Here is a 15,419-nt window from a genome sequence, read left to right as displayed (position 1 = left end):
GCCGTTGCAATTATTTACTCACCCAACGCGCTTTAAAACCACGCGTATCAACATGTATAAATGCGCCTCTGTGCGACTTAGGCCCATAAATACCTAAACCACCTAGTAAACCTTTAAATGATTCACGTCTAGCTAACGACTCCACTATATCGGCCATCACTATAGCGTCACCAATTGAATGCTTACCGTCATTATTTATATCATCCATACGGTAGTTGCCATCATTATCTATAAAAATATCGGCAGCATCACCAAATACATGTCGGCTAAGTTTTACATTGCCAATTGATTTGTTGTAGTACGGAGTTCTATAACCGCTCATAACCACCATATTACTAACCGGTATACCTTCTAAAATCAGTTCTTTGCGTATTTTTTCTAGTTTAAGTAGCAACTTATTTTGTAAAAATAAATACTTTGGGTACTTACTTCGCTGCTTACTAACAAATTCTTTTAGTGAAAAGTGAGGTGATATTTTTACGTTTTCATTTTCAGGCGTTACCTTAACAAAGCCATCGGGCACTATGTAGTGTGAAGCGTCTTTAATCTGTGAAGGTTTAGGATAGTGCCCAATGTGGTAATACTTGAGCTTTCCTCCTTCAACATTGTCTGCCGGTACTTTTACAAATACGTTGATTTTCATACGCTGTTTTTTATCGGGCGACTCAATAATTACCGTTGTTAAACCTGGCTCTTTGGGTGCTTGCCATTGCCAGCGGTTGGTGTCTGTAAGCTTAGATTTCCCTTGAGTGTTAATTAGCGTGTAAGCATTTTTTGATTGCGCAAAAAGCACTTCAAACTCAACTTGCTCTTTGGGCATTACAAATACTGAAAACACCGAATATGGCATAACTATGTCATTAATTTTTAGACTAAATTCTGCATCTTCAAAGTTGGCTTTGTTTTTTATATCAACTACCTGATGCGCAGGCTTTATAGGCGCGGCAGCAAATACACTATTGCTAAATATAATTGTGAATATGGCGATAGAAATATAATGAATAAATTGCATAAACCCTCTCATTATTTATTTTTTAATAAAGCGGCAATCACCGACTGTTCATCATTTTTTAATAGCGCTTTTTTATCGCGTTGATATATGTCATCTCTAAAGTTAACCAGCTTATTTTCGTCAACCCATGCAGTCCAATAAACTAAATGAATAGGAAGAGGCTCATCTAAATAAAACGTCTGAGTACTGTTTTGAGCAAGTGCGCTGTCCATATTATTGAGTGTTTGCGCTTCTCCTTCGTACTTAATAATTTCACGCGCTAACGAAAAAGGCTTTTCTATTCTTATACAGCCATGCGATAAGGCTCGGTTTGCTTGGCTAAAACGGTGCTTTGCTGGTGTATCGTGAACATAAATTGCTTCGGCATTGGGGAATAAATACTTAACTTCCCCTAGGGGGTTTTCTTCACCAGCACGTTTTACTAAAAAGTGATCAAATTGGTACGGCTTAATAGAATCCCAATCAATGTTGCTTGGATTAACAGTTTGTGAGTCTAGGTAGCTGTTTTTTCTAATTTCAATATTATTTTTTACAAGGTAGTCAGGATCCTCGGCTACCTTTGGAGCAATTTCTTTGGTGGCAATTGAGGTGGGTATACGCCATTCAGGATTAACTACAAACTTTTCTATTTCGTCGCTAAATGCAGGTGTTTCCCAACTTGGTTTACCTACAATTACGTTATTTTTTAATTTTACATCGCCAGCTTTTACAAATCGTAAGCTGTATTCAGGAATATTTACATACACATATTGCTCATCACTTGCGCCTGCAAAGTTAGTTATTCTATAAAAGTTAAGTTTTAATTTATCGAGTTTTTGCTGTGCGGGCACATTAAGCGATGCAAAAGTTCGCTTACCCACTCGGCCATCAACTTTTAAACCATGGCGGCTTTGAAATTGCTTAACAGCTTGCTCTATATCTTTATCAAACGTGCATATAGCTTCGTCGCACACATTAGTTTTTAAGTCACGTTCTTGATATAAACGCTGTGCAAGTAAGCTCACCTGCTTATTATTACTGCCTAGTTCAAGCAATTCATCGTTATATAAGTGTGTAAAACCACCTTGGTTAACTATTTCTTGATACCAATTAATGGCTTTTTCTGTACGTTCAATTAACTGCGCTGAATATTGGTCAAAGTAGTAGGTGTCATCAGCTTGCATGTACTTTTGTGAGTTATAAGTAGTTAGTGAAGAGTTAGCGAGTACCACACTTTCAAGCTCATTGGCAGCGAGTGTTGGTGCTGAGCATAAGCCGCTCATGCCAATAAACAATGCAGTTTTTAAAGTAAAATCCTTTGCTTTAGTAAGCGCTTGATTTGAAAATGACCCCTTCACTGTGTACCTCCTCGCTAAATATCGTTGATAAATGCTTTTGTACTTACCACTAAGTAGTACACTGGAGGTGCAACGGTAATGCCAAATTAAATTTTCAAAATAAACAATTGAAATTTAATGACTTTTTAAAAACCCTTATTCTAAACGTTAATAAATTAAACTAGAGAATATGTAATTAATATGCTCAAGTGTGTAAAGTTGCTATGGCAATTAATCTTTTAAAAAAGCTAAAAAACCACGTTCATAACGACTCAAGTACTTTGTTTTTCGTGGTAATGAAAGGGACTCTCTCCACGCAGTTTGAGTATCTTCATCTTCTTTACACAGCGTAATTAAATCGGGATGCACATAAGATTTGCGTGCTATAGCGGGAGTATTACCAAGTTGCTCAGATACGCTATCAAGCATGCTTTTTAAACTAAGCGCCCCTTTAGCTTTAGCTAATTGTTTGAATGCAATAACGCTTGCTCGCCAAGTTCTAAAGTGTTTTGCACTAAACTCCTCGCCCATTATTTGCTGAATGTATTGATTTATTTCACTTGATGTAACATTTGTGCGCTCACCTTCATTTATATACTGAAATAAATGCTGCCCGGGTAAATCTTGCAAGTCTTTTATAACATGGCTAAGCACCCTGTCGGTTATATTTACTTCACGTTCTTTACCTGATTTGGCACGATATTTTAGCTGAATATTTTTGCCCGTGAGTTTTGCATGGCGTGTTCGTAATGTTGTCGCACCAAAACTTTTATTTTGCTTTACGTTACGCTCGTTACCTACCCTCAATGCTCCTAAATCCATAAGTCTTACAACTGCCGCTAAAGTGCGCTCAATATTAAGCTCATCGCCTTGTAAGTCTGTTTCTAAACGCGCTCTTAACAAAGGGAGTTTATTACCAAATACTCCACATGCTTGGTATTTTTTTGCCTCTTGTTGCGCCCTAAATTCAGGATGGTAGCGGTATTGCTTTCGCCCCTTACTATCAAATCCTGTCGCTAAAATATGCCCGTTTTCTTCTGGGCAAAACCAGGCGTTTTTATAGGCAGGCGGAAATGCCAATCCATTCAAACGATCAATCACATTTTGCTCTTTTATTTGCTTACCAATTGGATCAAAGTAAAGCCAACTTTTATGTTTAAGTTTACGAGTGATCCCTGGTAAATTATCGTCTACATAAATTAGCTTCATTAACCCTCCAGTTATATTTAAGCATGCGTCGGAATATAAAATGTATCACTTTAAAATAACCTTAAACTGAACAAGATTATTGATATATAATAAAAAACCAACAACAATTATAAATACTTAATATATATTAATAATTCTATTTAGGTTTTCGCAAAAGTAGGTCTAACTTACGCGCCAGCAACAAGTCTATTACGATTAAACTCGATGCACTTAGCGCTAAAATAAAGCTACTTGAGATAGATTTATTATCCTAAGTTCAGATTAATTACACTTTGTCCCCCGCAATTGGGGTGCTGTTTAAATGGAGAATTCAATGGCTTTTGATTATGGATCGATTGATCTTGGACTAAAAAACCCCTTCAAACTGGAAGGTAAAGTAACAGCATTAAGAGGACTCATTGAGTCTATAGCAGGTATTAGTTTACTTGTTATTGCTGCGGGCTCTGTGAAAGAAGATACAACCGCAGGTTGGATTTTAATGGTGTTTGGCATGCTTATTTTAGCATTCGGCATTCGCTCACTATCGTCAGGTATTTATGCAACACTTAAATACTTTGTAGGTAGAAACCACCCAACTTCACTTGCTTATAACTACAGTAAATCGCAAGCATCAACCGCTCAAGAAGAACAAAAAGAAGTAGCCTACACAGCGCAATCACTTGAAGAAATGCTGGTTGGTCGTAAAAACAGTACATTTAAAGAGCCTAATGGTTTTTTATCACGCTTACTTCACAGCTTAATCCCTAAGTTATTGTTTCTACCATATCCAATTCGAAATGTTGCCCAGCGATTATTTGGCTCATGGGTAAGCACCTTTGTCGCCCTTATTGCTTATGGCCTTGTTGCATTTGTATCTTTGTCGGGCTTTACCGGTGAAGCTGGGGAATTAGCATTTCCGGTTTATAGTGCAATATTAATGTTTTACGTGCTTTTTTCTTGGCGCTCTACAGGTAAACCTATCTCTCGAAATGCAGAAAAGAATATTGAAGCACTTGGTACTGGTGCACTTGCTAAAATTATTTCGTTATCTTTTATTTTACCCATCGCTATTGGTCTTTCTATGTCATGGTTGATGAAAGAGCAGCACATTAGTAAACAAGAAATAGATAGCTGGCTTGAGCAACTGCCTAGTCTTCATGCTGGAATGTACTTAATTGCAATTATTATATTAGCAACTCTAAGCTGTGCGCTTGCTTTTATCATGATTAAAGCGCGTTTAAATTCAGTTACCCCTTCAGCTGAAGTATCTGAACTACGTGAAAACTGGCAAGAGTCTGTTCATCCAGACGAGATTTTCATAAACCTCGATAACCTAGTAATGGCTAATCGCCGTTATAAAGAAGTACCTAACAGGGTTTACAGAGAATTAGACCCTAAGCTTCAAGAACAAATAGAAGGTAAAGGCGGTTTTAAAGGTGAAATGATCCAAGAGATTCAGCCTAAACTGCACTCAATGGACTTAGGTAAAAACTTTACACTCGCGAGATTACTTGCTTTGGTGAGCGGTAACTTACTTTATATTGTAGCGTTAGCATTTACTGTACTTTTAGCGTATTCGTTTATTAATATTTACCATTACATTGATGCGGCAAATATTAATAGTTTTAAACAGGCATTTAATAACCAACATGTTATTCAATTTAGTGAGCTATTAATGACAAGCTTTCACTTATTGCTAATAGGCGTACTTATTAAAGCATTTGCGCAATTACTTGCAAACACAGCGCATCTATTTTTTGCAGAAATGCAATTTGAGTCACTGCTTGTGTACTTTAAATGTGAAGGCACTTTTACTGAGTCTAAAATATCAACAGGTACTGGTATTCACGATAGCACCCGTTCAGAAAATACTTTAGTACGCAGTAGCATAACGCCTTGGATTATTGTTTCTCGTGTTATTTCTACTACGTTTGCTGCAACAGGTATGAAAAACCTTGAACATCCTCGCCACATTATGGAAATGCATAAAGACGAAGGACAATTACAAGCAATCAAAAAAGACGTTATTGCATTCTTAAAAGACCGCGAATCTATCGCCTCAATCACCAGTGAGCGTGATTTAGGTAATGCGTCACAAATACATCAACTAAACCAACAAACGCGCGCTATACCTACTCAGCAAGCGATAGCGAAAGATGATGAAGAAGCTGCCGGGTATTTAAGACAAGAAGAAAACTTATCTCCCGAGCCCAAGGGTTAATTAACCTCAAACCTAGATAATTTTTATTAATGCCACCTTGTTAACTTAGGTGGCATTTTTTTAACCTCTATTCAATACTTTTTAACTTTATTACCTCTTTTGCACTCAACAACATGATTAATATTGGATTAGTTCACAAAGCCCTTGCTTTATGTGCCAAAACACAAATAATGAAAGGATTAATTACAGGGTAAGAATGAGGACAATGAGCTATATACTAACCACCCAATGTGCTGATGATGTAGGCTTAATAGCTAAAATTACAGGGCTTTGCCATAAAAATAATTTAAACATTACGCGTAACAACGAATTTGTAGATAAAGACGCGCAGCGATTTTTTATGCGTACAGAGCTTACAGGCGAGCCACAAAGCGACTTTTTAGATCAACTACGCGCACTGTTGCCACAAGGCGCTAAACTTGCGCTACATTGCGGCGCAAAAACTAAAGTAGTTTTACTGGCAACTAAAGAAGCTCATTGTTTAGGTGGTATGCTGTTAAAGCAATTTGAACAAACTCTTAATATTGAAGTACTCGCTGTAATTGCTAACTATGCTGATTTAGAGCCGCTAGCTAAAGGGTTTGGGGTGCCATTTCATGTTGTATCGCACGAAGGATTAACCCGTAGCGAGCATGATAAAAAGGTAGGCGATTTAATTGCCAGTTACAATCCTGACATTATTGGCCTTGCCAAATACATGCGTATTTTAAGTCCTGAATTTGTGGGTCGATTTGAAGGTAAAATAATTAATATTCATCACTCATTTTTGCCAGCATTTATAGGCGCTAAACCTTATCATCAAGCATTTGAGCGCGGCGTAAAAATTATTGGTGCTACCGCTCACTTTGTTAATAATGAGCTTGATGAAGGTCCTATTATTTTGCAAGATGTAACCAGCGTTACACATGCGAATACCGCCGAAATGATGGCAAAAATGGGCAAAGATGTTGAAAAGACTGTGTTTTGTAAAGCACTTCAACTTGCCTCAGAGCATAAGCTATTTATTAATGGTAATAAAACCGTGGTGTTTTCTTAGCATTATTCCAATTGCTTAATTATTCTACACATAAAAAATGCCAGCATTGTTGCTGGCATTTTTTTGCTCATAAATAAGCTAATAACTTTTTAAATGTAAATTATGCCTGCTCTATTGGTTCGAGCTTTAATTTAGCGGCAATTAAAACGGCTTGGGTACGATTGTACACACCGAGTTTTCTAAATATGGCTGTAATGTGTGCTTTTACTGTCGCTTCTGATATGTGTAGTTCATAAGCAATTTGCTTATTAAGTAAACCTTCGTGCAGATATTGCAGCACTCGGTATTGTTGAGGCGTTAATGAGGCAACTTGCGCTGCTATTTCTCTATCTTCACCTTCAATTTCAGCTACTTTGTTTTTTAGCTCTTTTGGTAGCCATGTATCGCCTTCAAGTATTTGGTTAATTGCACTGGCAATATCATCAGACGATGATGATTTAGGAATAAAACCCATAGCGCCGTAGCCCATCACTTTAGAAACGATATTCACGTCTTCACTACCCGAAACAACGGCAATAGGTAAGCTTGGGTATTCTTCTCTAATACGAATAAGACCATATAAATCACCATTACCTGGCATGTGAAGGTCTAGCAGTAATATATCAAGATCCTCTTGCTCGCTTAACACTTGCAGTGTGCTGTCAAAATCGGATGATTCAAAAACCTCTAAACCCTCAAATTTTGCGCTCAGTGCGCCCTTTAGTGCTTCACGAAATAACGGATGATCGTCCGCTATTAAAAACTGACTCATGGTTCACTCCTAATAAATTCGGCTGCCAGTTAGGTTTAAAACCTTTACTGACAGCCGATATACTACGTTTAGAATCAACTTGTAATCAAGTTTTTAACGCACATTTAACGATTTAATCTGTTCTCGATTAGTTCATCGACAACTGAAGGATCGGCAAGCGTTGACGTATCACCGAGTTGTTGGTGCTCATTTGCAGCGATTTTACGTAAAATACGACGCATAATCTTGCCTGAACGTGTTTTTGGCAAACCCGGTGACCATTGAATCATATCTGGAGATGCGATTGGGCTGAGCTCTTTACGAACCCAATTACGTACCTCTTTAGTTAATTCATCGCTTACTGTTATGCCTTCGTTAGGCGTAATGTAAACATAAATACCTTGGCCTTTAATATCATGCGGGTAACCTACAACAGCAGCTTCTGCTACCGCTTCATGCGCAACTAACGCACTTTCAATTTCGGCAGTACCAAGGCGGTGCCCAGACACATTAAGTACATCGTCCACACGGCCTGTGATCCAGTAATAACCGTCTTCATCACGACGACAACCATCGCCTGTAAAGTAAACTCCTGGGTAGGCGCTAAAATAAGTTTGTTCAAAACGTTCATGGTCGCCATAAACAGTTCGAGCTTGCGATGGCCAACTATCTAAAATAACTAAATTACCATCTACGGCACCTTCGAGTGTATTACCTTCAGCATCAAATAATGCAGGCGCAATACCAAAAAATGGATGTGTTGCAGAACCCGGTTTTGTATCAGTAGCACCCGGAAGTGGTGTGATCATAATGCCACCGGTTTCCGTTTGCCACCATGTATCAACAATCGGGCAATTAGATTTACCAATACTCTCGTAATACCATGTCCACGCTTCTGGATTTATTGGCTCACCTACCGAACCTAAAATACGTAAACTATCGCGATGTGACGAAGCTGTAGGCTCATCACCTTTAGCCATTAGTGCTCTAATTGCTGTAGGGGCAGTATATAAAATAGTAACACCGTGTTTATCAACTACTTCGCCCATGCGCCCTGCAGTTGGATAAGTGGGGACACCTTCAAATAAAACCTGAGTACAACCGTTTACCAATGGCCCGTACGCAATGTAACTGTGGCCTGTGATCCAACCGACATCGGCACTACACCAATACACATCATCTTCTTTCAAATCAAATACGTATTCATGTGTCATTGATGAGTAAACTAAGTAGCCACCTGTAGTATGTACAACACCTTTAGGCTGACCAGTAGAACCTGATGTATACAATATAAACAAAGGATCTTCAGCATTCATTGGCTCTGGCTCGCACTGTGCCGGTAAGTCAGCAACTAGCTCGTGCCACCATATATCGTGCTCATTCCAATCAACTTCACCGCCTGTTAATTGGTGCACAATAACGTGTTCAATTGTGGTTACAGTTTCTTGCGCTACCGCTTCATCTACATTTGCTTTTAATGGAACACAATTTCCTGCTCTGCGTCCCTCATCAGAAGTAATAACAACCTTAGCGCCAGAATCTCTAATACGATCAGCAATAGCCGATGGTGAAAAACCACCAAATACAACAGAATGAATAGCACCAATACGTGCACAAGCTTGCATTGCATACACCGCTTGTGGGGTCATTGGCATATAAATAGCTACGCGGTCACCTTTTTGTACACCCAGTTTTTTTAAACCATTGGCAAATTTAGCCACTTCATCATGAAGTTTTTGATAAGTAATGTTCTCACTTTGAGAAGGGTCATCACCTTCCCAAATAAGCGCAATTTTGTCTGCTTTCGTTTTTAAGTGGCGGTCAATACAGTTGTAAGACGCATTTAAATAGCCATCTTCATACCATTTAATACTGATGTGGCCTTTATCAAAAGAGGTGTTTTTAACTTTAGTGTAAGGAGTAGACCAATCGAGGCGTTTGCCATGCTCACGCCAAAAACTTTCAGGGTCATCAATAGATTGCTTATAAAGCGTATTATATTTATTTTTATCAATGAGAGTCGCATCTTTAATATGCGCAGGAACTGGATAGATACTTTGTGACATCTTCGTCTCCATTTAAATTACTTGCCTTAAGCTTTTATCAAGGATTACTCAGCAGTACTTTATTAAGTATTAGACCTTAGTTGTACTCTACTCCAATTTACTCATTTGTAGTTTATAATCCACCTGCTTTCAATTTTTTTACATAAATAATACAACGCGTTAAATGTAAGTAAATGCAAACTAATCGACTCTAAAACCTTAGTCTTATAGACCAATAGGTAATTGAGTAAATATTGCACATATTCAAAAGTGTTTGTGTACTTTAATAAAGATATTTGCGGTATTACTTGCCAAAGCTTTATTTAACGAATGAAAACAATATGTGTATTGAAAAGCCAAATTAACACCCTTTTTTATTCGTAAGTAATACTAGTAGCAAGTAATACAACCTTACATGAAAAAAAAAGCAACAAACAACAAGTAGCCTATAAAGGACACCACAATGAAATTTACCCCATTAAAAACATTAGCAGCAAGCGCTGTATTATGTGCACTATCAAGCACTGCTTATGCAGCGACTGCCGCAAAAATTGGTGATACGGAATTTACTTACGGTGGATACATTAAACTCGACTCTATGTGGAGTGATTATTCAGCGGGTGCGCCTGCAGGCTCAAACGTAGGTCGTGACTTTTACGTACCAAGTACGTTAACAGTTGGCGATGATAACAGCTCAGATGCTGTATTTGATATGCATGCTCGTGAGTCACGTTTTAACTTTGGCACAGCCACTGTTATGGATAACGGTAAAACCGTTAATACTAAAATTGAAATTGACTTTTTGGCCTCGGCTGCTGGCGGTAATGAGCGAGTTTCAAATTCTTACGCCCCGCGTATTCGCCATGCCTTTGTGACTTACGATGGTTGGTTATTTGGTCAAACATGGTCTAACTTCCAAAACGTGGGGGCGCTTGCTGAAACGCTTGATTTTGTAGGCCCTGCTGAGGGCACTGTGTTCGTGCGTCAATCGCAAATTAAATACACCACTGGCGCATGGTCGTTTTCATTAGAAAACCCAGAAAGTACAATTTCTACTACTAGCGGTATGGTAGTAACTGATGATGCATCATTGCCTGACTTTACAGCTCGTTACACACACAAAGCCGATTGGGGTAACATTGTGGTTGCAGCGCTTGCTCGCCAACTTACTTATAAAGTAGGCGGTGTTGATGCAGATGAAACTTCTTTTGGTATTAGTGCATCAGGTAAAATAAACCTTGGTGAAGACAACCTTAAGTTTATGCTTACTCAAGGTAAAGGCTTAGGCCGTTACGTAGGCTTAAACGTTGCTCACGGTGCAGTACTTAATGGCGATGAACTAGATGCAATTGATTCGACTTCTGGTTTTGTTGCTTACCAGCACAAGTGGACAAGCCAATGGCGTTCAACGTTCTTATATTCATTCTTCAGTGCTGATAACAACACTGATTTATTAGCTATTTCTGGTGATCCGACTGAATCAAGCCAAAGCTATAGCGCTAACATTCTATACTCACCGGTTAAACGTCTAACTTTTGGTGCTGAGCTAAAGCATGCTGAGCGTGAAACTGAAAGCGGCGTTGATGGCGATTTAGACCGCTTACAGTTTTCTGTTAAATACTCTTTTTAACAGCTAAAAAGCTAACTACTTTGAAAAGCGGCCTAGGCCGCTTTTTTTATGATTCAATTTAAGTTAAAAAAAACAACCATATTTTTATAAGCCATATCGTTTATCCTAATCATAATATTATTTACAGACTAAGTAATTTTCCCTAAAACCGCACAAACGCGCCTACAAATGATAATTGTTTTTATTTGAGTTTGTTAATTCTAAATAGTAGAATGTCCCAACTATTTAAATAAACTCAAATAATATTAAATATTAATTAAGGGAAAACATGAAACTCAATCGTACTTTTGCACTTTCTTCATTAGTTTTAGCCATGGGGTTTTCAGCTCAAGCACAAGAAACACAAACTAAGAATACAGTTGAAAATAATAATGAAAAAATGGAAGAAATATTAATAGTAGGTGTACGCCAAGATCGCGTTAGCAAAGGTGCTACCGGTTTAACTATGGAGCTTAACGAAACACCACAATCTATTAGTGTAATTGGCGCAGAACAACTTCAAAACTTTGCAGCAAATAGTATTAATGATGCATTGAAAATGGCTACGGGTATTACTGTAGAACAAGGTGAAACTAATCGTACAAGATATACATCTCGTGGTTTTGATATTAAAAGTACTCAAGTAGATGGTGTTGGTCTACCTAATAACTGGGGTCTTGTTACTGGTGCTATGGAAAGCTATGGTTATGAAAAAATAGAAGTTATTCGTGGTGCTAATGGGCAATTAACAGGTGTAGGTAATGCTGCGGGCACTATTAACTATGTTCGAAAGCGCCCAACAAATGAAAATGAAGGTGAAGTGGGTATATCTGTAGGTTCTTATGGCTTAAAACGATTGCAAGCAGATTATTCATTTTTATTAACAGACTCAGGCAGTTGGGCAGCTCGATTTGTTGCAGCCGCAGAGGATTCTGATTCCTACCTAGACGGCTTAGAAAACGATCGCACTTACCTCTCTGCAGTAATTGACGGACAACTTACTGGTAATTCAACACTTTCATTCGGTGCCTCATATCAAGATGCAAATACAGATGGGACAATGTGGGGAGGTTTGCCACTATCTTATGCCGATGGTACGCAAGCAGAGTGGGACGTAAGTGCGAGCCCAACTCAAGAATGGACTAAATGGGACACTCTTAATACCACTGCTTTTATTGAATATACTTATGTATTTGATAATAACTGGGAAATTAAAACAACTTATAATTACCAAGACTCAGAAGATCAAAGCAAATTACTTTATCTTTATGACCCTTATGGAATGTTTGATAGTGGAACTAATTTAGGTTTAGTCAGTATTCCTGGACGGTATGATACAGAGTTCTCAGCTGACTTATTTGATATAACGGCTAAAGGTGAATATAGCTTGTTTGGTCAAGAGCATGAGTTAATGCTTGGTGGAAGTATTTCACAAAGCACATCTTACTCTTTTACTAACTCTTACGATGCTGCAACGACAGAAGCTTATGGTTTAGCTCCTGCTTTTCCATATGCTTTAGATGCAATCGCTGAACCTATTTGGGGCGAGCAAACTAAATATGCTGATATTGATGTTACTTTGAAGCGTTTTTTTGGTTCAACTAAATTAAATCTAACAAGTGACCTATTTGTTATTGCAGGCTTTAACGCTATTGATTATGAGCGCTCAGGATTTAGCCAAGGCGTTGATATAGATAATAATGAGAGTGAAGTAAGCCCTTACCTAGCAACAACGTATGCAATTAATGATGATGTTAACTTGTATGTAAGCTACTCCGATATTTATCAACCACAAGAACAATACGACTACGATGGTAACTTTTTAGATCCAAGTAAAGGTGTTAATTACGAAGTAGGTGTTAAAACTCAATGGTTTGATGATCACCTACTTGCAACCTTTGCAGTATTTAGCGCAAAACAAGATAACATTGCAACATATGCTGGGCTAAATGCATCTGGGTTTACTTACTATAAAGGAGCCGATCAAGATACGCAGGGTTTTGAATTAGAATTAACAGGACAAATAACTGATGATCTAAACGCTGTATTTGCTTATACATACTTAGATATTAATGATGATGCTGGCGATAGCTCTCATGAGTGGGAGCCTGAAAACGTTGTTAATTTTTCATTAGATTATACGCTACCTCAGCTACCTGAGTTTCAATTTGGTTTAGCCGGGAAATGGCAATCTAAAACAGAAAATATAGCCAGTAATGTTAAACAGGATTCTTATTTACTTATGAACGCATTTGCTCGATGGGATGCTAGCGAAGACTTATCAATTCAAGCTAACATTGATAACATCACAGATGAAAAACATATTACTAGCTTAGCCAATGTTGGTTTTTATGGCTCTCCTATTAGCGGAAAAGTTAGCTTAACTTATCGCTTTTAAAGTTCTATTTTAATTAGGGCGCATTCTTAACTATTAGAGGATGCTTTTACCAGATTGAAACGTATAGCGTATGATCGTTCTGCTCTTCATTTAGTATAATAATTACTAATGTAGTGCCTGCTCATGCGCTATGTAATCGTAGATTTTTATTTTATCTACTTTAAGTTTTTAATAACAAAAAAGCGCTAATCATTACTGATTAGCGCTTTTCAAAGCTCGGGTCAAATCAAGCTTAAAAACTCATTTGGGTGCAGTTTAAAGGTCTGGATCGTCGCCTAACTTATCTTCACCGTCTTCAGGTTCAATAGTTGCTTTTAGTAAAAGCATTTCGCGTAACTTACCTTCAATCTCATCTGCAATTTCTGGGTTTTCTTTCAAAAACTTAATTGAGTTAGATTTACCTTGGCCAACCTTGTTGCCACTGTAACTGTACCAAGCACCTGCTTTTTCAACAATTTTATGCTTAACACCTAAATCAATTAACTCGCCTTGCTTAGAAATACCTTCGCCATACATGATGATGAATTCAGCTTGTTTAAATGGCGGCGCTACTTTGTTTTTAACAATTTTAACGCGGGTTTCGTTACCAACAACTTCATCACCTTCTTTCACAGAACCAATACGACGAATATCAATACGTACCGATGCGTAAAACTTAAGTGCATTACCACCCGTTGTTGTTTCTGGGTTACCAAACATAACACCAATTTTCATACGAATTTGGTTAATGAAAATACATAACGTGTTAGAGCGTTTAATATTACCAGTAAGCTTACGTAATGCTTGTGACATTAAACGTGCTTGTAAGCCCATGTGCGAGTCGCCCATGTCGCCTTCAATCTCAGCTTTTGGTGTAAGTGCAGCAACCGAGTCAATAATAACGACGTCTACCGCGCTTGAACGTACTAACATGTCACAAATTTCTAGTGCTTGCTCACCTGTATCAGGTTGAGATACAAAAAGGTCATCAATATTTACACCTAGTTTTTGTGCATATACAGGATCAAGAGCATGCTCAGCATCAATAAAGGCACATGTTTTACCTTCTTTTTGAGCTTCTGCGATAACTTGTAAAGTAAGCGTTGTTTTACCAGATGACTCAGGACCATACACTTCAACAATACGTCCCATAGGTAAGCCACCGATGCCTAAGGCAATATCAATACCTAGTGAACCTGTAGATACAGATTCAATGTTTAACGCTTTGTTGTCACCCAATTTCATAATTGAGCCTTTACCAAATTGACGTTCAATTTGTGATAGTGCTGCGTCTAACGCTTTTTGTTTGTTATCGTTCATTTTGTTCTCCAATCCAGCTAATGCGAACAAGTATACTGTATGAAATCACAGTATCAAGCTAATTTTTTCATTTTATCTCATCTATTACACTTTTTAATGCAAATACAATAGCTTGCAGTCTTACTTGAGCCCTATCACCAGTAAATATTTGTTTAAAGGTCAGTACTTTGTCATTAATTTGTATGCCAAACCATACAAGTCCAACAGGTTTACCTTCTGTTGCCCCGCCAGGCCCTGCAATGCCCGATACAGCTATAGATATATTAGCGTTTGTTGCTTTAATAGCACCTACTGCCATTTCATGGACTGTTTGCTCGCTCACAGCACCGTATTGATTTAATGTATTAGCACTAACATTGAGCAAATCTTGCTTTGCTTGGTTACTATAAGTGACAAATGCACGGTCGATATAAGCTGAACTTCCAGGTGTATCGGTAAGCGCATAACTCACTCCGCCACCAGTACATGACTCAGCAGTAGTGATCCATAAGCATTTATCCGTTAAAATAGCGCCTAATTGCGCAGCAAGTGTTTTAATCTCTTGATGTAATTCCATATTCAGCCT

At 38.1% G+C, this 15,419-nt stretch carries 11 protein-coding genes; 4 read left to right on the top strand and 7 right to left on the bottom strand.

Going from position 1 to position 15,419, the window contains the following annotated elements; genetic code table 11:
- Nucleotides 1–10 precede the first annotated feature (10 nt).
- From QT16_RS04990 to QT16_RS04980, 3 genes are all read right to left on the bottom strand, one after another.
- Nucleotides 11–1,012, bottom strand: a complete 1,002-nt coding sequence (locus QT16_RS04990; protein ID WP_039486750.1) for a D-Ala-D-Ala carboxypeptidase family metallohydrolase — start codon at nucleotides 1,010–1,012, stop codon at nucleotides 11–13.
- Nucleotides 1,013–1,023: 11 nt separating this feature from the next.
- Complete coding sequence (locus QT16_RS04985) at nucleotides 1,024–2,349, bottom strand: L,D-transpeptidase family protein (protein WP_039486749.1); 1,326 nt, start codon at nucleotides 2,347–2,349, stop codon at nucleotides 1,024–1,026.
- 210 nt (nucleotides 2,350–2,559) lie between these two features.
- Nucleotides 2,560–3,537 carry a DNA topoisomerase IB gene (locus QT16_RS04980; protein WP_002958945.1) on the bottom strand — a complete coding sequence of 326 codons (978 nt, stop codon included), beginning with the start codon at nucleotides 3,535–3,537 and terminating at the stop codon, nucleotides 2,560–2,562.
- A 313-nt stretch (nucleotides 3,538–3,850) separates the two neighbouring features.
- Here QT16_RS04980 and QT16_RS04975 point away from each other — a divergent pair, with 313 nt between their 5' ends.
- Nucleotides 3,851–5,737 (top strand): hypothetical protein, encoded by a 1,887-nt coding sequence (locus tag QT16_RS04975; RefSeq protein ID WP_039486747.1) that lies wholly within the window; start codon nucleotides 3,851–3,853, stop codon nucleotides 5,735–5,737.
- A gap of 205 nt (nucleotides 5,738–5,942) precedes the next feature.
- Entirely contained in the window at nucleotides 5,943–6,773 is an 831-nt protein-coding gene (gene purU / locus QT16_RS04970) for a formyltetrahydrofolate deformylase (protein WP_024597310.1), read from the top strand.
- Between the two features lie 100 nt (nucleotides 6,774–6,873).
- On the opposite strand, the gene QT16_RS04965 is transcribed toward purU, so the two are convergent.
- Both QT16_RS04965 and acs read right to left on the bottom strand, forming a co-directional pair.
- Nucleotides 6,874–7,524 carry a response regulator transcription factor gene (locus QT16_RS04965; protein ID WP_002958948.1) on the bottom strand — a complete coding sequence of 217 codons (651 nt, stop codon included), beginning with the start codon at nucleotides 7,522–7,524 and terminating at the stop codon, nucleotides 6,874–6,876.
- Nucleotides 7,525–7,628: 104 nt separating this feature from the next.
- Nucleotides 7,629–9,569, bottom strand: coding sequence for an acetate--CoA ligase (gene acs / locus QT16_RS04960; RefSeq protein ID WP_039486744.1), 1,941 nt, complete (start codon nucleotides 9,567–9,569; stop codon nucleotides 7,629–7,631).
- A gap of 442 nt (nucleotides 9,570–10,011) precedes the next feature.
- On the opposite strand from acs, the gene QT16_RS04955 reads away from it, so the two are divergent.
- Together QT16_RS04955 and QT16_RS04950 are read left to right on the top strand one after the other, a co-directional pair.
- Nucleotides 10,012–11,178 carry a DcaP family trimeric outer membrane transporter gene (locus QT16_RS04955; protein WP_039486741.1) on the top strand — a complete coding sequence of 389 codons (1,167 nt, stop codon included), beginning with the start codon at nucleotides 10,012–10,014 and terminating at the stop codon, nucleotides 11,176–11,178.
- Between the two features lie 268 nt (nucleotides 11,179–11,446).
- Nucleotides 11,447–13,555, top strand: coding sequence for a TonB-dependent siderophore receptor (locus tag QT16_RS04950; protein WP_039486739.1), 2,109 nt, complete (start codon nucleotides 11,447–11,449; stop codon nucleotides 13,553–13,555).
- 255 nt (nucleotides 13,556–13,810) lie between these two features.
- Here QT16_RS04950 and recA read toward each other — a convergent pair whose 3' ends face one another.
- Together recA and QT16_RS04940 are read right to left on the bottom strand one after the other, a co-directional pair.
- On the bottom strand, nucleotides 13,811–14,854 hold the full coding sequence (recA, locus tag QT16_RS04945; protein ID WP_002958952.1) for a recombinase RecA: 1,044 nt from the start codon (nucleotides 14,852–14,854) through the stop codon (nucleotides 13,811–13,813).
- 67 nt (nucleotides 14,855–14,921) lie between these two features.
- Nucleotides 14,922–15,410 carry a CinA family protein gene (locus QT16_RS04940; protein ID WP_039486736.1) on the bottom strand — a complete coding sequence of 163 codons (489 nt, stop codon included), beginning with the start codon at nucleotides 15,408–15,410 and terminating at the stop codon, nucleotides 14,922–14,924.
- Between the last annotated feature and the right edge of the window lie 9 nt (nucleotides 15,411–15,419).

Source organism: Pseudoalteromonas distincta, from assembly GCF_000814675.1.
In the GTDB taxonomy this organism is placed as follows: domain Bacteria; phylum Pseudomonadota; class Gammaproteobacteria; order Enterobacterales; family Alteromonadaceae; genus Pseudoalteromonas; species Pseudoalteromonas distincta.
The sequence above is the reverse complement of the archived record's forward strand: the minus strand, read 5'-3'. Positions and strand labels throughout refer to the sequence as shown.

What these genes read in the sequence shown, in the direction of transcription:
- QT16_RS04950 (WP_039486739.1), top strand. Translation starts at nt 11,447, where the DNA reads ATGAAACTCAATCGTACTTTTGCACTTTCTTCATTAGTTTTAGCCATG.
- QT16_RS04940 (WP_039486736.1), bottom strand. Translation starts at nt 15,410, where the DNA reads ATGGAATTACATCAAGAGATTAAAACACTTGCTGCGCAATTAGGCGCT.
- acs (WP_039486744.1), bottom strand. Translation starts at nt 9,569, where the DNA reads ATGTCACAAAGTATCTATCCAGTTCCTGCGCATATTAAAGATGCGACT.
- QT16_RS04965 (WP_002958948.1), bottom strand. Translation starts at nt 7,524, where the DNA reads ATGAGTCAGTTTTTAATAGCGGACGATCATCCGTTATTTCGTGAAGCA.
- recA (WP_002958952.1), bottom strand. Translation starts at nt 14,854, where the DNA reads ATGAACGATAACAAACAAAAAGCGTTAGACGCAGCACTATCACAAATT.
- QT16_RS04990 (WP_039486750.1), bottom strand. Translation starts at nt 1,012, where the DNA reads ATGCAATTTATTCATTATATTTCTATCGCCATATTCACAATTATATTT.
- QT16_RS04975 (WP_039486747.1), top strand. Translation starts at nt 3,851, where the DNA reads ATGGCTTTTGATTATGGATCGATTGATCTTGGACTAAAAAACCCCTTC.
- purU (WP_024597310.1), top strand. Translation starts at nt 5,943, where the DNA reads ATGAGCTATATACTAACCACCCAATGTGCTGATGATGTAGGCTTAATA.
- QT16_RS04980 (WP_002958945.1), bottom strand. Translation starts at nt 3,537, where the DNA reads ATGAAGCTAATTTATGTAGACGATAATTTACCAGGGATCACTCGTAAA.
- QT16_RS04955 (WP_039486741.1), top strand. Translation starts at nt 10,012, where the DNA reads ATGAAATTTACCCCATTAAAAACATTAGCAGCAAGCGCTGTATTATGT.